Here is an 18,293-nt window from a genome sequence, read left to right as displayed (position 1 = left end):
GTGGAGGCGGCGGCGGGGCTTCCTCGGCCTGCTCCTGTTCCGGCGGCTAGGGTTGTTCGGGTGTTTCCACCTCTTCCTGCTCCGGTTGCTCCGGTTCAGGTTGCTCAAGTTCCGCAGGTGGCGTCTCTTCCTCCTGCGGCGGCGGGGGCAGCAGTTCGACTTCAACCACGTCCTGTAGGGGCTGGGTCGTATAGCCGGATACGCCTTCCAGCAGCATCAAGGCCACAAGCGCGTGCAGCACGGCGGAGACCACAAGCCCCCACAGGAAAAGCCGCCGGTCCGCAGGCTCAATCCCGACCATGTTCCGGTCCATGTCGGCGGTGATGGCCAATAGAGCGCCCTTACAGCAAAGTTGCCGGTTGATTTCAGGTTCGAAGTTTCAAAAAAACCCGGCGTCTCCGCCGGGTTCTTCGATGTTTCAAGCTCTTCCCGGCAGCTTAGCTGTCCAGGAACGACCGCAGCTTGCGAGACCGGCTCGGGTGCTTCAGCTTGCGCAGCGCCTTCGCTTCGATCTGGCGGATACGTTCACGGGTAACCGAGAACTGCTGCCCGACTTCTTCCAGAGTGTGGTCGGTGTTCATGCCGATACCGAAGCGCATGCGCAGCACGCGTTCCTCACGCGGAGTGAGCGAGGCGAGCACGCGGGTGGTCGTTTCGCGCAGGTTCGACTGGATGGCCGCATCGATGGGCAGAACCGCGTTCTTGTCCTCGATGAAATCGCCCAGGTGCGAATCTTCCTCGTCACCAATCGGTGTTTCGAGCGAGATCGGTTCCTTGGCGATCTTCAGAACCTTGCGAACCTTCTCCAGCGGCATCTGCAGCTTTTCTGCCAGCTCTTCCGGGGTCGGCTCGCGTCCGATTTCATGTAGCATCTGGCGCGACGTACGCACGATCTTGTTGATCGTTTCGATCATGTGCACCGGAATACGGATGGTACGGGCCTGGTCGGCGATCGAACGGGTGATCGCCTGCCGGATCCACCATGTCGCATAGGTGGAGAACTTGTAGCCGCGCCGGTATTCGAACTTGTCCACCGCCTTCATCAGGCCGATGTTGCCTTCCTGGATCAGATCCAGGAACTGCAGGCCGCGGTTGGTGTATTTCTTCGCGATGGAGATCACGAGACGCAAGTTCGCCTCGACCATTTCCTTCTTCGCGATACGTGCTTCGCGTTCGCCCTTCTGGACCATCGCAACGATGCGGCGGAATTCGGTGATTTCGAGCCCGGTTTCGGTGGCCAGCGTCTGGATGTCCTGACGCAGCTCGCGAACGGTTTCCTTTTCCTTCGCGATGAAGTTTTTCCAGCCGCGCGTGGAAAGATTGGCAACCTTGCGCAGCCAGTTCGGGTCGAGCTCGGCACCCTGATACTGTTTCAGGAAGTCCGTGCGGTCGACATTGTAGCTGTCGGCCAGACGCAGCAGACGGCCTTCATAGCCCATCAGGCGCTTGTTGATGTCATAGAGCTGGGCAACCAGGGCGTCGATACGGTTCTGGTTGAGCGACAGGCTCTTAACATCAACGATGATGTCTTCTTTCAGCTTCTTGTAGCGGCGCTCCTGGCTTGGCGACAGGGTCTTGTTGGCCAGCTTGTTTTCCACCAGCTGATCCTGCAGGCGGCGAAGCTTCTTGTAGTTGTCGGCGATGTTGTCGAAGGTTTCCAGGACGCCCGGCTTCAGCTCGGCTTCCATCGCGGACAGGGAAACGTTGGATTCAAACTCGTCGTCGTCATCCTCACCGTCACCGTCTTCGCTTTCGTTTTCGGTGTCTTCAGACGCACCACCCGAATTTTCCGAATTGCCTTCGCTCGGCGCCACATCGTCATTGGCAACGGCCGGGCCGGCCTTGGCATCAGGGCCGGCATAGGTTGCTTCCAGATCGATAATGTCGCGCAGAAGGACCTGGGCTTCGTTCAACTCGTCACGCCAGATGATGATGGCCTGGAAGGTCAGCGGGCTTTCGCAAAGACCCGCAATCATCGCCTCGCGGCCAGCCTCGATGCGCTTGGCAATCGCGATTTCGCCCTCACGCGACAGCAGCTCGACCGAACCCATCTCGCGCAGGTACATGCGCACGGGATCGTCGGTGCGGTCGGCGGGCTCTTTCGTGGTGCTCTTGGCAAGCGCCGTCGTGCTTGCGGCGACCAGATCGCCACCATCGACTTCTTCCGGGCCTTCTTCGGCTTCGTCGGAATCGATCACGTTGATGCCCATGTCGGAAAGCATGGACATGGTGTCTTCGATCTTTTCCGAAGACACCTGCTCGGAGGGCAGAACCTCGTTCAGTTCATCATAGGTGACATAGCCGCGTTTCTTGGCGGCTTTGATCATCTTTTTGACAGCGGCATCCGACAGGTCCAGCAGAGGGCCGTCAGGGCCGTCCGTGCTCTGCTCCTGTGTGTCGTCTGCTTGTGTCGCTTTGGCTACCATATCGTGCTCCAGTTCGCGGCCGGTCCGGCCACGCCGCGCCCTTTGTTTGGCTTCAACCCAATTCACCCCCAGCGCGCCAGCATGTGGTGCGGCGGCGTCTGAAAGAATCACTGCGGTTAGGTTTGTAAGCCGTGTCCCTTAAGTCCCAATTAACCGTACACTTTTCGACATTGGCATATTTCAGCATCGACGCAGCACACGGCCTTTTCTGTCGGCATCCGGAAACGGATGCGTAAAAGGTGTTCGTTCGGGTTGCAGCTATATTAAGACTTTTGCCGCGAGCAGGCTTGAAAGCTCCGGCGCTTGAGGGCTGCAAAGGTTCTATTTAGCTCGGCTCACGCGATTCGCAAGTGTGATTCGTCACCGGTCAATTGGAAAATGCCATTTTTGTGCTCCTGCGCACACCAAAGAGGGCATTTTCAGGCCCAATGCCGGTTCGTCGCCAGAAAACGGGTCGCTGCTCCAAAAGTTCCCTTTTCCGCAACTGAAGGTCCGCAGAACTTCGTTTAAGCCGCCGGCAAGCCATTCCGTCAATGTGCTGCCACGGCCACAGGAGGTGCCGTGCGGATCTTTTTGGCGCGCTCGGCAAGGTCGGCTTCATCGCGCGCACATTCCTCTCGCCTCCGGCTGAGGTCCTGCGTCAGGGCCTGGATGCGCATCCAGGAATGCTCATCGAGCTGCTCGTCCGCGGTAGCAAGCTCGGAGGAGAGTTCGTCTTCCAGCGCATTGAGCTCCAGGACATCGAGAAAGTGCAGATAGGCCGCTTCGATGAAATCCTCCGGCGGATTGGATTTCAGAAGCGGGAAGCGATGTGTCAGCGCGGAAAACTCCGCACCACGTTGCTGCTGCATGCCGATGGTTTCGAGCATCATTTCACCCATGATGTTCCGAAGCGGTTCCTCGAATGCGCTGGTCAGGTCGGAAATGGGCGTCGCTTCCAGATCATCGACGATCCGGCACAGAATGTCCCGCAATTGCCTGTGGAGGTCATTGGCAAAAGGCAACCTGGAAAACCGCTCGAAGTTCCTGTCAAGCAGATGCGGGAAGCGCATGCTCAAACCGAGCACCAGCCGTTCGGTGCCGAAATCGTGACTGGCAGCAACCCGTTCGCGTGCCGTGCCGAGCGGAGACGCCGCATCGGCGGAGCCACCACCCTTGCCGCCTTTGCCCCCCTGCCGGGACTGGCGTGCCTGCTCGAAGAACAGGTTCGACAGCTTGAACTTGAGATCGAGCTGATACCGTCGACGCACCCGCTCGTCGCGAATGGTGGCAATCAGATCATCGAACCGCTTCTCCAGTGCCGCCTTGCGCTCAGGCGTATCGAGCCGTGAAACGGAAATCTCCCGATCCCAGACCACATCGAACAGGGATTGTGCCCGCTCGACTTCGTCATGAAAGCCTGCCACCCCGCGCTGCTTGATGAGGTCATCAGGGTCCATCCCGTCAGGCAGGAAGCAGAACTGGAACGAATAGCCGCTCTTGAGCACCGGAAAGATCCGGTCGATTGCGCGATGCGCTGCCGAAACACCCGCCGCATCGCCGTCAAAGCAGATCACCGGTTCGGGTGCGAATTTCCAGAGCCGCACCACCTGGTCTTCGGTAAAGGCCGTGCCCAAGGACGCGACCACATGGTGGATGCCCGCCTGCCAGAGGGCGATTGCATCGAGATAGCCCTCCACCACCACTGCCTCGCCGCTTTTGAAGGCGGGTTCGCGTGCGCGATGGGCGTTGAACAGCATGACACCCTTGTGAAACAGGGGTGTTTCCGGCGAGTTCAGATATTTCGGCTGTCCGTCCGGAGACAGGGTCCGCCCGCCAAAGGCGACCACCCGGCCGCGGTCGTCCTGGATCGGGATCATCAAACGTCCGCGGAACCGGTCGTAGGACGGGCGCCCGTCTTCCGGCTTGATGATCAGGCCAGCCTCGATCATCGCAGCTTCCGGGATCTCGCGCGCTGCAAGATATCCCTTCAGCGCATCGCGGCTTTCAGGCGCAAACCCGAACCGGAACTCGCGCAGGGTATCGGGCGTCAGGCCGCGTTTTTGCGTATAGGCACGGGCAGTGTCGCCACGCGGGCCCGCGAACTCTGCCTGAAAGAACTGCGCCGCCATTTCGCAGATATCGGCAAGCCCTGCCCGCTTCTTCTCGCGCCGCGCCGCCTGGGGATCGGGTGCTGGCAGACCGACGCCGGACTGTTCGGCAAGGCGCTCGACGGCCTCCGGAAAGCTCAGCCCTTCGGTTTCACACAGGAACGTAAAATGATCACCGGACGCACCGCAGCCAAAACATTTGTATCGGTTACGGCGATCGTCGACGTGAAAACTTGGGCTCTTTTCCTGGTGAAACGGGCAACACGCCCAATAGTCGCCCTTGCCCGGCTGCGTCTTGCGCCTGTCCCAGGTCACACGCCGCCCGACGACATCCGACAAGGTCAGACGGGCACGAATTTCATCGAGTAGGCGCGGTTCGAAACGCATGGAACAGTGTACGGGTCCGGATTACAGAAAACGGCATCCTGCCACCGGCACACTCGGGCGCCGCCGGTCAGTCCGCCAAAATAGAATGTCTTGAAGGTCGTTTCCAGTGGTGCCGGGCCTCATGCCCGGCTTCTGGACGATTTTTGCATCAGCCTCACCGGCTGCAACAGCGGTTCAGTCCTGTTTACCAGTCCCGGAGCTGCCCTGTTCACCGCCGTCAGCCCGCAACATGTCCTTCACCAGGCAGGACGCCTGCACGAAGTCCATTTTCCCGGGATAACGGCTCTTCAGTTCGTTCATGCAGCGGCCGATGTCACGCAGACCGTGCGCGTCGATATCCTTGACCGTCTCTTCGCAGATCTTCTGCATTTCCTCGTCGCTGAGCTGAACGGGCAGAAATTCACGGATGATTTCCTGCTCTTCTCGCTCCTGCTCGGCCAGGTCGAGCTGCCCGCTGCTTTCGAACTCTTCCGCGGAAGTTTCCCGCTGGCGGATCATTTTTTGAAGGATCTCAATCACTTCGGTTTCGTTGACGCCGTCCTTGCCGTTTTCACGGGCAGCAGCCTCACGGTCCTTCACAGCGGTCTGCACGAGACGCAAGGTCGCGCACCTGCGCTTGTCGCCTTCGTCCTGTGCCGCTTTCAGGGCAGCGTTGATTCTTTCGCGCATCACATCGCGCATGGTTCACCCCACCCCTGCCGCGCTGAGGCCCGGCGCTCAGGGGCGCCATTCCATTTTCTCAGCCAAGCCATTGAATTTTAAAGATCTTTTTTCAGAGGATCAATATTGACGATCCAAGCCGCTTCCCATAGAGTCCCGCGCTTAATGCAGGCGGCCTTTTGCGGGCTTTCCAGCCCGCCGCAGACGCCCTTCCTGCAGCGCATGATGTCACCAACAAGATCTGGAAACAAGACATGACGACTGCAGACGCATGGTCCGAGACCCCGGCGACCGCCTTGCTTGTGCTCTCCGACGGCAGTGTAATCGAGGGACAGGGCCTCGGCGCAACCGGCCAAGCCGTTGGTGAGATTTGCTTTAATACGGCAATGACCGGTTACCAGGAGATCCTGACCGACCCTTCCTATTCCGGTCAGATCATCACCTTCACATTTCCGCATATTGGCAATGTCGGCACCAACGATGAAGACATCGAGACGGTCAACATGGCCGCAGACAGCGGCATCCGCGGCGTTGTGCTGGCAGCCGCCATCACCGATCCGGCCAACTACAGGGCGGCAAAACATCTCGATGCGTGGTTGAAGAGCCGCAACCTGATCGGCATCAGCGGCATCGACACCCGCGCGCTGACAGCGCTGATCCGTGAAAAAGGCGTGCCCAACGGCGTGATCGCGCATTCGCCGGACGGCAATTTCGATGTCGATGCACTGAAAACGGCCGCCAGAAACTGGCCCGGCCTGGTGGGAATGGACCTTGCCAAGGACGCTTCCACCACCCAGTCGCACCAGTGGCACCAGACGACCTGGAAATGGGACGAGGGCTACGGCGAGGCAAAGGCCGGCAAGTTCAAGGTCGTTGCCATTGACTACGGCATCAAGCGCAACATCCTGCGCCTTCTGGCTGACGCCGGCTGCGAGGTCACGGTTCTTCCTGCAACCGCGACGGCAGAAGACGTCCTGGCCCAGGCGCCCGATGGCGTGTTCCTGTCCAACGGCCCCGGTGATCCGGCTGCAACGGGCGACTACGCAGTGCCGATGATCAGGAAGGTTGTCGATGCGGGCGTTCCCACGTTCGGGATCTGCCTTGGCCACCAGATGCTCGCACTGGCGCTTGGCGGCAAGACCCTCAAGATGCACCAGGGACACCATGGCGCCAATCATCCGGTATTCGACCACACCACCGGCAAGGTTGAAATCACGTCCATGAACCATGGTTTCGCGGTGGACGCGGACAGTCTGCCGGACAACGTGCAGCAGACCCATGTGTCCCTGTTCGACGGATCCAACTGTGGTCTGGCAATGAAGGACAAACCCGTGTTTTCCGTCCAGTATCACCCGGAAGCATCCCCCGGCCCGCGTGACAGCCACTACCTGTTCAAGCGGTTCACCGACCTGATGGAAAGCGCGAAATCGGCAGCCTGACCTACTCAGGCCCCGGGAATTGCAGACAAGCGTTCGGCCGACGATCCAGCCGGCCAACGCCTCTCCGCCACCGGAATGCAGCGTTACCTCAAATAAAAAACCCCGGCGTGCAGTGCACGCCGGGGTTTTTTGATAACTGATGCCGGAAGCTTTATCCGATCAGTTCGTCAAATGCCGTCAGGATCTGACCGACTTCTGCGATCTGCTCGTCAAGCATCTGCTTCTGCTCCACCAGGATCTCCTGTTGCGCAAGGCAGATTTCCTGAAGTTCCTTGAACTGGTCTTCCCGTTTGCCGTTGCCTTCCACCAGCTTGATCACCCGGCGGATTTCCGCAAGCGTGAGGCCGATCTTCTTGGCCTGCAGGATTACCCGCATCCGCGAAACGTCACGAGGACCGTAGAAACGGCGCGCGCCCTTGCGAACCGGGTTGAGAAGACCCTTTTCTTCGTAGAAACGAAGCGTCCTGAGGGTTACGTCGAACCGCTCGGACATTTCCGAGATCGCGAGAGCGCGATCGTCAAGCATCACTTCTTGTCCTGGCCCGGCAATATCCGGCACCACGACCATCTTGGTTGCTACATTGTTCATACTTTTAAGCCCGATCTTGTCTTTTTTGTTCCAAGTCTGGCTGGGTCTTGCTGCGCTCCCGACTCGCCGGTCCCACCTCCGGTTCATCAGGTCCCACTAGCACCGCAAGTACAGCCCCCGCAGCTTGAAGCGCAATGCTCTTCGCTTCAGAAGCTCCCAACGCCAAACTCATAGGAGACTAAGCAGTAGTCTAATACACCGGATCGACAGTTAAAATCTACGCCAAATTTAGGAATATTGCCCAGTTTTTACGGAAGTTTCAGTTATGCGAAAACTAAAACTAAAAACCTACGAGAAAGGACACGCATCTACGAATGTTTATTCAGGGGCACTTTAGCCAAAACACGAACAAATATTAATTATCGATAATCTGAATATAATAACTAGACTTTTCTTGAATATATAAATCCACAATAAATTTTCTTTACCTCACGGCAACGACCAAGGGAAAATTACTTAGTTCGCTTACTCCTAACCCTGAGGATTATTACAATTAGTGAAATTCTCTTAGATACTATGTAGGCAAAAAAGTTCACGAATCGCGATCCACGAGATGAAAAAGAACGCTACATACGCAACAATACCCGCTATGCGCGAATATCAATTCAGCCTTACTCCTTATGAAAAGGTAAGGAAAAATCTAAGCTTATCACTTATTTGACCAACCGTTACGGCACCAAACAAGTATATCAATTTTTTGTCCACACGGTCAATTTTGCCATCAAATTCAACCACCTCCTTCGACGCAAAAAGGGCACATTGTGCACTTCTCGATTGACAAGCGATGAGCAAGGTTATTTTTGTCAGAAGTACCGGACGAGCGAACCCGCAAGGGGATGCCCGCAACCAAGGTATTCTGGAATAAGACGAAATGGCCGACTCAAAATCCAAAGACACCATGCCCGGCATGACCCCGCAGCAGTTCCGCCATTGGCGGCGAGCACTCGGGCTAAAGCAGAAGGATGCGGCAGACCGTCTGGGCCTGAAGAAGCGCATGATCCAGTATTACGAAAAGGGAAATCGCGACGGCCGACCCGTTGAAATTCCCAAATCCATCCGCCTTGCCTGCTATGCATTGTCGGAAGGGATCGGCGACTTTGACGGCCAGACAACGATCCCGTTGCCCGCCGAAATTGCCAAGCCGGAATAAAGTCGTGATTTTAGCTCGCAAAAGGTCGACTTTCACGCCCTGGCGGGGTTCCCTCCTGCGCAGCTTTTCCCTATAAGACGCGCTCAGCCAACATAGTCATACCCTCATGTCCGAGCCAGACCGAATAGCGAGACCGCTGTCCGGAAAGGCCGCTGCGAGCTGCGAGCCGAGATGCCAAAACGCACAGATATCTCTTCCATCCTGATTATTGGTGCCGGTCCGATTGTCATCGGCCAGGCATGTGAATTCGATTATTCGGGCACCCAGGCCTGCAAGGCGCTGCGCGAGGAAGGGTATCGCATCATCCTGGTCAACTCGAACCCGGCGACGATCATGACCGACCCGGACCTGGCTGACGCGACCTACATCGAGCCGATCACTCCCGAGCTGGTGGCCAAGATCATCGAGAAGGAACGCCCTGACGCGCTTCTGCCGACGATGGGTGGCCAGACCGCGCTGAACTGCGCACTCGATCTGGAACAGATGGGTGTTCTGGAAAAATACGGCGTGGAAATGATCGGCGCCCGCGCCGATGTCATCGAAAAGGCTGAAGACCGCGAAAAGTTCCGGGCTGCGATGGACGTCATCGGTCTGGAAAACCCGCGCGCGGCCATTGCCTCCTCCCCGGCAATTCACGACGAGAACGGCCGGATCGTCGGTTACGACCGCAATGCCGGCTATCTTGAAGCCATGCGCGCCATCGACGAGATCGGCCTGCCGGCCATCATCCGCCCCGCCTTCACCCTCGGCGGCACCGGCGGCGGCGTTGCCTATAACCGGGAAGAATTCGAAACCATCGTCCGCTCCGGCATCGACGCATCTCCGGTCGGTCAGGTCCTGATCGACGAGAGCCTGCTCGGCTGGAAGGAATATGAAATGGAAGTGGTCCGCGACACGGCGGACAACTGCATCATCATCTGCTCCATCGAGAACGTCGATCCGATGGGCGTGCATACCGGTGATTCCATCACTGTCGCCCCGGCCCTGACGCTGACCGACAAGGAATACCAGATCATGCGCGACGCCTCGATCGCGGTCCTGCGCGAGATCGGCGTGGAAACCGGCGGATCGAACGTGCAGTTCGCGGTCAATCCGGACAATGGCCGCCTTGTCGTCATCGAAATGAACCCGCGCGTGTCGCGGTCTTCCGCCCTGGCCTCCAAGGCAACCGGCTTCCCGATCGCCAAGATCGCGGCCAAGCTTGCTGTCGGCTACACGCTGGACGAACTTGAGAACGACATCACCGGCGGCGCGACCCCGGCATCGTTCGAACCGACCATCGATTACGTGGTCACCAAGATCCCGCGTTTCGCCTTCGAAAAATTTCCGGGCTCCGAAGCAACCCTGACCACTGCCATGAAGTCGGTCGGCGAAGTGATGGCCATTGGCCGGACCTTCAACGAAAGCCTGCAGAAGGCGTTGCGTGGTCTGGAAACGGGCCTGAACGGCTTTGATGAAACCGAAATCCCGGGCCTTGATCAGGGCGACGACCGCAACGCCCTGCGCGCTGCCGTCTCGACACCGACACCGACCCGGCTTCTCAACGTCGCCCAGGCCATGCGCCTTGGCATGACGGTCGAGGAAATCTACGAGGCCAGCGGCATCAATCCCTGGTTCCTGGAACAGATCGAAGCCATCCTGGAAATGGAAGCAAAGGTCCGCAAGCTCGGCCTGCCGAAGGATGCCGCGAACCTGCGCAAACTGAAGGCCATGGGCTTTTCCGACGCACGCCTGGCAAGCCTTGCCGATCTCGATGCATCGGACGTTGCCAAGCTCCGCAAGCAGCTGGACGTGCACCCGGTCTACAAGCGCATCGACACCTGCGCTGCCGAGTTCGCCTCCCCGACCGCTTATATGTATTCCACCTACGAGGCTCCCTTCATGGGTCAGCCCGCGTGCGAGGCGACCCCGTCCGACCGGAAGAAGGTGGTGATTCTGGGTGGTGGCCCGAACCGGATCGGCCAGGGTATCGAGTTCGACTATTGCTGCTGTCATGCCGCCTTTGCGCTGGAAGACGCGGGCTACGAGACCATCATGGTCAACTGCAACCCGGAAACCGTCTCCACCGATTACGACACGTCTGACCGTCTCTACTTCGAGCCGCTGACCGCTGAAGACGTGCTGGAAATCATGCGCAAGGAGCAGGAGAACGGCACACTGCACGGCGTCATCGTCCAGTTCGGCGGCCAGACCCCGCTCAAGCTGGCGCAGGCGCTGGTCAAGGCGGACGTGCCGATCCTCGGCACGTCACCGGACATGATCGATCTTGCCGAAGACCGTGACCGGTTCCAGAAGCTTCTGATCAAGCTCGACATGAAGCAGCCGGAAAACGGCATCGCTTATTCCGTCGAACAGGGTCGCCTCATCGCCGGCCAGCTCGGCCTGCCTCTGGTGGTCCGCCCGTCCTATGTCCTGGGTGGCCGTGCCATGCAGATCATTCGCGACGAGGAAGCCCTCAACTCCTATCTGCTCGGCACCCTGCCGGAGCTGGTCCCGGCGGAAGTGCGGGCAAAGTACCCGAACGACAAGACCGGCCAGATCAACACCGTGCTGGGCACCAACCCGCTTCTGTTCGACCGCTATCTCGACGGCGCGATCGAGGTGGATGTCGATGCCCTTTGCGACGGCAAGGACGTGTTCGTCTGCGGCATCATGGAGCACATCGAGGAAGCCGGTATCCATTCCGGCGACAGCGCCTGCTCCCTGCCGCCGTTCTCGCTCGGCGAAGAGATGCTGGAAGAACTCAAGCGCCAGACCACCGCATTGGCTCTGGCACTGGAAGTCGGCGGCCTGATGAACGTGCAATACGCCATCAAGAACGGCGAGATCTTCGTTCTGGAAGTCAACCCGCGCGCATCGCGCACCGTGCCCTTCGTCGCCAAGACGATCGGTGCCCCGGTCGCCAAGATCGCCAGCCGTATCATGGCGGGAGAAAGCCTGGCTTCCTTCGGTCTCAGCGAGAAAAAACTCGACCATATCGCGGTCAAGGAAGCTGTCTTCCCGTTCGCCCGCTTCCCCGGCGTCGACACGATCCTCGGACCGGAAATGCGCTCGACTGGCGAAGTCATGGGCCTCGACACAGCCTTCGGCAAGGCCTTTGCCAAGTCCCAGATCGGCTGCGGCACTGGGGTACCGGACAAGGGCACCGTGTTCGTTTCCATGCGCGACGAAGACAAGGCCGGCGTGCTTGACGCCGTCCGCAGCCTGGAAGCCGGCGGCTTCACGATCATCGCCACCGGCGGCACCCAGAAGTTCCTCGAGGACAAGGGGATTGCGGTGAAGAAGATCAACAAGGTTCTTGAAGGCCGCCCTCATATCGTTGATGCTATCAAGAACGGTGAGGTCCAGCTCGTCTTCAACACGACAGAAGGCGCACAGGCCATCTCCGACAGCCGGTCGATGCGCCGGGCGGCTCTTCTGAACAAGGTACCGTATTACACGACCCTTGCAGGATCAGTGGCTGCTGCGAAAGGCATTGCCGCCCATAAAGCTGGGAGCCTTGAAGTAAGACCTTTACAATCCTACTTCGGCTAAGGCTATTATACTCGTGACCGGCCGGGAAAGCGCGCCTTTCCCGGCTTGGTTTGTTTTTGTCAAAGCGCGGTCCTCGAGATTAGGGGGACCCAATAAGCTGAAGGTCTGAGACCAATGGAAAAAGTTCCGATGACCTCCGCCGGGTACAAGATGCTCCAGGATGAGCTGAAGGAACGTACCGCGGTAGAGCGCCCGCGCATCGTCGAGGCGATTGCTGAAGCACGCGCGCATGGCGACCTGTCGGAAAATGCGGAATACCATGCGGCTAAAGAAGCCCAGAGCCTGAACGAAGGCCGTATTTCGGAACTGGAAGACAAGCTGTCCCGCGCTGAAATCATTGATGTGTCCAAGCTGTCCGGCGACATCGTCAAATTCGGCGCGACCGTCACCCTCATCGACGAGGACACCGAAGAAGAAAAGAAATACATGATCGTTGGCGACGTCGAATCCGACGTGAAGCAGAACAAGGTCTCTATTTCTTCTCCGATCGCCCGCGCCCTGATTGGCAAGTCCACCGGCGACAGCGTCGAAGTTGCTGCCCCTGGCGGTGCCCGGTCTTACGAGATCGTCGACGTACGTTTCGTCTGACCCCACCCTTTCAGTGTTGTGCCTTCCCGGTCTGGCCTCTCCTTGCAGGGGCCGACTCCGGTTTCAGCGTGCCTGGAAATCGCCCCTGGCCGTTTGAACGTCCGGGTTCCCTTTGAACCCGGACCTGCCTGGCGCCGATCTCCGGCAACGTATACGCGCTCTGCGACTGCCCTTAAGTCGCAGCAAAAGCTGCGCTTTCCCTTTGACGTCCACGACACAGCCGTTAAGCTGACAACCGGAAAGTGTCGGAGGATTTGCAATGGTCTTTAACGCGATTGCCGTATGGTTGTTGATCGCGTCGGTGCCGTTATGGATATACCGCTGGTTTCTGTTTTCCAGGCTCACGGCACGCGAACGCCTGATGTTCAAGCGCCTCGTCGCGCAACGCCACGAAAGCTCCTTCGTGTTCGCCGTCCGGATGGCCGGCTACCTGATCGCCCTGGCTGTTGCCGTTTTCTTCGTCGTCTTCGGTCTGCGCTATCTGAAAAATGGCAACTTTGGCATTACGACGTACAGCGACGCGATACGCAGCAGGTTCTATTCCGGCATTGAACCTGTCGACCAGGCGCTCGACAGCTACCACTATGACCAGATGCTGCCCGTTGCGGCACTGACGACCATCCTGCTTGTGACCGTCGCCTTTACTCTGGTATCCGCCGCTCTCAGGGACATCTCCCTGATCCGGCGCCTGCAGAAAAAAGTGAAAAAACTGGCTTCGTGAGTTTGTTGGCGCCCTTGCCCGCCGCATCGGCAGTCAGCGCCTCACGCGTGCTGCAAAATATTCACCAGGCGCCCGAAGGGGTCGCGCACGTAAAAGCGCCTGACGCCCCAGGGCTCATCTGCCGGGCCGTATTCGATGTCGAGGCCTTTTGCCTGCACTTTTTCCAGCACTTCCTCAAGGTTGTCGACCTCGACCGAAAAATCGGGCACGGGCGTTCCCGCGCCACCTTCGACCGCAATGCTGACCTGGGCCATTGCACCCCGTTCGCCTGCAAAGGTGACGATCCAGCCGTGATCCATCGCCAGGTCCATGCCCAGCACGTCGCCGTAGAAGCTTTGCGCCTTGCCGGTATCCGGCGATGCGATGTTGGCAACGACACGTTTTACAGCCATGGCGTCTTGTTCCTTCTTGCAGCCGGTTCGGACTTCAATCGATTGGAACGACAGGCTCGTCTTTTGTGCGGCGGATTGTCAACGCTGTACGAACGCTGTCGACGTTGGGCGCAGCGGTCAATTCGCGAATGATGAAATTCTGGAAGGTCTGCAGATCCGGCGAAACGCATTTCAACAGGAAGTCGACCTCTCCCGAAAGCATGTAGCTTTCGCGCACCAGCGGCCAGTTCTGAACCGTCTGTTCGAAGGCAATCAGATCCGCCTCGGTCTGGCTGTGCAACCCGACCATCGCAAACGCTGTCACGTCGTAACCGAGCTGCTTTTCGTCGAGCAGGGTCCGGTAGCCCAGAATGAGCCCGGCTTCCTCCAGCGCGCGCACCCGGCGCAGGCAGGGAGGAGCGGATATGCCGACCCGACGGGCCAATTCCACATTGGTCATCCGTCCGTCATCCTGCAATTCCTTCAGGATCTGCCAATCAATGGCATCGAGCCGCGCTTTCAAACCTGTCTCCTTCGCGCTTCGCATGACGCGCCATGCTGTGGGCATTCGGGTCTTTCACAAGACTGTCGCCTTGCCCGATACCGGAATCCCAAGCTAACCTCTATTTGTGTGCCGAGTTATGATTTTTTGCGCGTTTGTGCAAGACTATAACAAAATTGCGCACGATTTCGAAAGATTACGATAGGGGAACTTCTCCAAAACATGCCTTTTTCGCCGGAGAAAGCCCCTTCTTCCCTCTGGATCCTCACCGATGGAAAGGCGGGCGATGTTGCCCAGTGCCGCGGTGTTGCCGAAGCCCTCGGCGCCCCTGTTGAAGAACGCCACATAGCGCCGCGCGCACCCTTTACCTGGTTGATGCCCTTCGGTCCGATCGATCTGCGCGAGCGGGAAACCCGCCCCGGCAGCCCGATTGCCCCGCCCTACCCTGATATCGCCATCGCGTCCGGCCGCCGGACGGTCCCGTATCTGCGCCGGGTCAAGCGCCTTTCTGGAGGCAAGACCTTTACCGTGTTCCTGAAAGACCCGCGGATAGGGCCAGATGCAGCGGATCTCATCTGGGTACCCGAGCATGACAAGCTGCGCGGACGGAACGTCCTTGTAACACCGACGTCCCCACACAAGTTCTCTGCCGCAACACTGGCCGAACTCCGCAGCCGGCAGGTTGCCGAGATAGATGGTCTTCCACGGCCCCGTGTTGCTGTTCTTGTCGGCGGTGACAGCCGGCACCACAGGTTTTCCGAAGACGACCAGAACCGCCTTTTGAGCGGCCTGCGCGAGCTCGCACATGCGGCGAATGTGCATTTCATGATCACAGCCTCCCGCCGCACGCCGGCCGGATTGGCCTATGGTCTGGCAGGGTTGGCCAAATCGGGAAATCACCTCTACTGGACAGGTGACGAGCCCAACCCTTACGGCCTCTATCTCGCCAAGGCAGATGCGATCATCGCCACTGCCGATTCCACGAACATGATCGGTGAGGCCACAGCCACCGGCAAGCCGGTCCATGTATTCGAGCCGAGCGGCGGTCACGACAAGATCACCCGGTTTTTGGGGACTTTGCGACGCATGGGTGTCATTCACCCCTTTCCAGGTCCGCTGAAAACCACTACCTACGAGCCGATAGATGCCACGCCGGTGATCGCTCAACGCATCTTGAGCGATTTTTCGGCCGCACGGCAAACCCGGAACAACGCCCCGATGGGCCAACCTGGCAACGCAAACGCCGGGACATGAAAACAGGATAAAGGTGCGCCCATGAGCACGGAACACAGCAAACTTCTGATCATCGGCTCCGGCCCGGCCGGTTACACGGCTGCCATATATGCTGCCCGCGCCATGATCGAGCCGACGCTGGTGGCCGGTATTCAGCCGGGCGGCCAGCTGACCATTACCACCGATGTCGAGAACTACCCCGGCTTTGCGGATCCCATCATGGGACCGTGGCTGATGGAACAGATGCAGAAGCAGGCCGAAAACGTCGGCACCAAGATCCTTTACGACACCATCGTGAAGGCTGACCTGTCCCAGCGCCCGTTCCGCCTGGAAGCCGACAGCGGCACGGTGTTCACGGCGGACGCCCTGGTGATCGCCACCGGCGCGCAGGCCCGCTGGCTTGGCCTGTCTTCGGAACAGGATTACATGGGCGCCGGCGTTTCCGCCTGTGCGACCTGTGACGGCTTCTTCTACCGCAACAAGGAAGTTGTGGTTGTTGGCGGCGGCAACACCGCCGTGGAAGAAGCGCTGTATCTCGCCAACCTCGCCTCCAAGGTGACGCTGGTTCATCGCCGTGACAGCCTGCGGGCGGAAAAGATCCTGCAGGACCGCCTGTTCCAGCATCCGAAGATCGATGTCATCTGGGACCACCAAGTCGACGAGATCCTCGGCGGCGGCATGCCGAAAGCAGTTACCGGCGTACGGTTGAAAAACACCGCGACCGGCGAATTCCAGGAAATTTCCACGGACGGTGTCTTCATCGCCATCGGCCACGCACCGTCGGTCGAACTCTTCAAGGACCAGCTCACGCTGAAGTCCAACGGCTACCTGGAAACTGCCCCGGATTCGACCAGGACATCCATCCCGGGCGTCTTTGCGGCCGGTGATGTCACCGACGACATTTATCGGCAGGCGGTAACCGCTGCCGGCATGGGCTGCATGGCAGCCCTTGAAGCCGAGAAGTTTCTGGCCGAACATGAAGTGACGTCGACAAAGCAGGCCGCCGAATAGGCTGCCTGACTGTCCTGCGGAGGGGCACGCATGGATTGGGACAAATTGCGCATTTTTCATGCGGCCGCACAGGCTGGCAGTTTCACGCATGCAGGTGACACCCTGCATATGAGCCAGTCGGCTGTCAGCCGGCAGGTCAGTGCGCTAGAGCACGATCTGGGCGTTCCGCTGTTTCACCGGCACGCCCGCGGCCTCTTGCTGACCGAACAGGGCGAATTGCTCTATCGGACTGCCAACGACGTGTTGATGAAGCTGGAAGCGGTTCAATCGAGCCTGACGGACAGCAAGGAAAAGCCATCCGGAGCCCTGCGCGTGACCACCACGGTGGGCCTGGGTTCCACCTGGCTCACCTCACGGATCAGAAGCTTCATCGATCTCTATCCAGATGTCGACCTGCACCTGATCTTCGACGACGACGAACTGGACCTCGGCATGCGCGAAGCGGATGTGGCCATCCGCTTGCGCCAGCCGACCCAGCCGGACCTGATTCAGCGCAAGCTGTTTACAGTGCATTTCCATGTCTATGCGGCACCGGAATACCTCCAACGGTTCGGAACACCAGTGTCGATCGACGACCTCGACAAGCACCGGCTGATCACGTTCGGCGAACAGGCTCCGGCCTACCTCCGCTCGATGAACTGGCTGGAAACAGCCGGGCGCGTCGCGACAAGCCCGCGCAGGTCCGTCCTGAAGGCCAACAACATCGTGGCCATCAAGCGTGCAGTTCAGTCCGGCGTGGGCATTGCCATTCTGCCGGACTACATCATCGACAAGTCGTCGAACCTGGCGCCTGTCATGACCGACCAGGACGACAAGGTGCCCTCCTTCGACACCTATTTTGTCTACCCTTCGGAACTGAAGAACACCGCGCGTGTTACCGCGTTCCGCGAGTTCCTGCTGGCAAATGCAGAAGGCTGGGTTTTCTAACCCTGCCCTCCTATCGTCTATCTGCCCGATTGCGTTTGGCCCAAGCAGCTCCGGCTTGACCGGGACGCAACCCTGCTTGCCTGCACGAGCGGCCGCACAGGGGTTTTTGCAGATACTCTCCCCTAAAAAGGTCTCGGAACTCGGCCTGCAAGGCGGCAACCGAGCGACCCGATTGTCCCTATTCCCCTGGGAAAGCATGGGACTGGACAGACTCAGGTTTCATTCGCCAAATCAGCTCAACATTTAGGCATCAAAATTACTGCACACGGGGAGAGCATTTGCATTTATTTCGGTGAACCAATCGATTTTTTCACTCGAAATTAAAAATTTTTTTGAAGGCGCTGGCAAAAACCGACTAATTCAATCTGTTGTAATTAAAGGGGTTTTGGTCTGATTTTTGACCATTCAGTCAAGCTCTGCGTAAAATGCATAGCAGATCTGCGCCCCTGCCTCTTGTTTACGCAGCTTGTGCACTGCATATAAGCATCACTGTTGGTCACACGGACATCACGTCCTCCTCCCAGTGATGTTCCGACCAGCTGTTCCCCTCTGGAAGGTGATTCCACTGTTTTCAGTGAATCAAAATAAACTGCCGGGTCTTTCAAGGCCCGGCTCTTTTTTTGCCCAGGCCATGCTGCGACGCAGCATGACGTAATGTCACTTCA

15 protein-coding genes are annotated in these 18,293 nt (G+C 58.6%); 8 read left to right on the top strand and 7 right to left on the bottom strand.

Features of this window, described 5'->3' with window-relative positions:
- Positions 1–46 precede the first annotated feature (46 nt).
- The 4 genes from FIV03_RS13965 to FIV03_RS13950 all read right to left on the bottom strand — a co-directional run bounded on the left by FIV03_RS13965 (position 47) and on the right by FIV03_RS13950 (position 5,572).
- Positions 47–331 carry a hypothetical protein gene (locus FIV03_RS13965; RefSeq protein ID WP_152509970.1) on the bottom strand — a complete coding sequence of 95 codons (285 nt, stop codon included), beginning with the start codon at positions 329–331 and terminating at the stop codon, positions 47–49.
- 106 nt (positions 332–437) lie between these two features.
- A complete protein-coding gene (gene rpoD, locus FIV03_RS13960) occupies positions 438–2,426 on the bottom strand; it encodes an RNA polymerase sigma factor RpoD (RefSeq protein ID WP_055656729.1) in 1,989 nt (662 codons plus the stop codon).
- Positions 2,427–2,956: 530 nt separating this feature from the next.
- Positions 2,957–4,903 (bottom strand): DNA primase, encoded by a 1,947-nt coding sequence (gene dnaG, locus FIV03_RS13955; RefSeq protein WP_152509969.1) that lies wholly within the window; start codon positions 4,901–4,903, stop codon positions 2,957–2,959.
- 174 nt (positions 4,904–5,077) lie between these two features.
- A complete protein-coding gene (locus FIV03_RS13950; RefSeq protein ID WP_168692442.1) occupies positions 5,078–5,572 on the bottom strand; it encodes a GatB/YqeY domain-containing protein in 495 nt (164 codons plus the stop codon).
- Positions 5,573–5,817: 245 nt separating this feature from the next.
- Here FIV03_RS13950 and carA point away from each other — a divergent pair, with 245 nt between their 5' ends.
- Positions 5,818–7,002 (top strand): glutamine-hydrolyzing carbamoyl-phosphate synthase small subunit, encoded by a 1,185-nt coding sequence (gene carA, locus FIV03_RS13945; protein WP_152509967.1) that lies wholly within the window; start codon positions 5,818–5,820, stop codon positions 7,000–7,002.
- Positions 7,003–7,153: 151 nt separating this feature from the next.
- Here carA and FIV03_RS13940 read toward each other — a convergent pair whose 3' ends face one another.
- Positions 7,154–7,591 carry a MerR family transcriptional regulator gene (locus FIV03_RS13940; protein ID WP_022997956.1) on the bottom strand — a complete coding sequence of 146 codons (438 nt, stop codon included), beginning with the start codon at positions 7,589–7,591 and terminating at the stop codon, positions 7,154–7,156.
- 871 nt (positions 7,592–8,462) lie between these two features.
- Between FIV03_RS13940 and FIV03_RS13935 the strand changes: the two genes are divergently transcribed.
- The 4 genes from FIV03_RS13935 (at position 8,463) to FIV03_RS13920 (ending at position 13,584) form a co-directional block, all read left to right on the top strand.
- Entirely contained in the window at positions 8,463–8,741 is a 279-nt protein-coding gene (locus FIV03_RS13935; RefSeq protein WP_022997958.1) for a helix-turn-helix transcriptional regulator, read from the top strand.
- Positions 8,742–8,912: 171 nt separating this feature from the next.
- Entirely contained in the window at positions 8,913–12,275 is a 3,363-nt protein-coding gene (gene carB / locus FIV03_RS13930) for a carbamoyl-phosphate synthase large subunit (protein ID WP_152509966.1), read from the top strand.
- Positions 12,276–12,389: 114 nt separating this feature from the next.
- The gene (gene greA / locus FIV03_RS13925; RefSeq protein ID WP_152509965.1) at positions 12,390–12,863 is read left to right on the top strand and encodes a transcription elongation factor GreA; all 474 of its coding nucleotides are present in this window, start codon (positions 12,390–12,392) and stop codon (positions 12,861–12,863) included.
- Between the two features lie 259 nt (positions 12,864–13,122).
- Positions 13,123–13,584, top strand: coding sequence for a hypothetical protein (locus FIV03_RS13920; RefSeq protein WP_152509964.1), 462 nt, complete (start codon positions 13,123–13,125; stop codon positions 13,582–13,584).
- Positions 13,585–13,625: 41 nt separating this feature from the next.
- Here FIV03_RS13920 and FIV03_RS13915 read toward each other — a convergent pair whose 3' ends face one another.
- Together FIV03_RS13915 and FIV03_RS13910 are read right to left on the bottom strand one after the other, a co-directional pair.
- Positions 13,626–13,976 carry a VOC family protein gene (locus tag FIV03_RS13915; RefSeq protein WP_152509963.1) on the bottom strand — a complete coding sequence of 117 codons (351 nt, stop codon included), beginning with the start codon at positions 13,974–13,976 and terminating at the stop codon, positions 13,626–13,628.
- A gap of 34 nt (positions 13,977–14,010) precedes the next feature.
- Positions 14,011–14,478: an Lrp/AsnC family transcriptional regulator gene (locus FIV03_RS13910; protein WP_031268195.1), complete on the bottom strand. Its 468-nt coding sequence runs from the start codon at positions 14,476–14,478 to the stop codon at positions 14,011–14,013.
- Positions 14,479–14,679: 201 nt separating this feature from the next.
- On the opposite strand from FIV03_RS13910, the gene FIV03_RS13905 reads away from it, so the two are divergent.
- From FIV03_RS13905 to FIV03_RS13895, 3 genes are read left to right on the top strand one after another with little or no spacing between them, the layout of a single operon-like run.
- Positions 14,680–15,711 (top strand): mitochondrial fission ELM1 family protein, encoded by a 1,032-nt coding sequence (locus tag FIV03_RS13905; RefSeq protein ID WP_152509962.1) that lies wholly within the window; start codon positions 14,680–14,682, stop codon positions 15,709–15,711.
- A 21-nt stretch (positions 15,712–15,732) separates the two neighbouring features.
- Positions 15,733–16,701 (top strand): thioredoxin-disulfide reductase, encoded by a 969-nt coding sequence (trxB, locus tag FIV03_RS13900; RefSeq protein ID WP_022997965.1) that lies wholly within the window; start codon positions 15,733–15,735, stop codon positions 16,699–16,701.
- A gap of 30 nt (positions 16,702–16,731) precedes the next feature.
- On the top strand, positions 16,732–17,628 hold the full coding sequence (locus tag FIV03_RS13895; protein WP_022997966.1) for a LysR family transcriptional regulator: 897 nt from the start codon (positions 16,732–16,734) through the stop codon (positions 17,626–17,628).
- Positions 17,629–18,293 lie beyond the last annotated feature (665 nt).

The organism is Labrenzia sp. THAF187b, assembly GCF_009363375.1.
Taxonomy (GTDB): Bacteria; Pseudomonadota; Alphaproteobacteria; order Rhizobiales; family Stappiaceae; genus Roseibium; species Roseibium algicola.
This window is presented reverse-complemented; position numbering and strand designations above follow the sequence as displayed.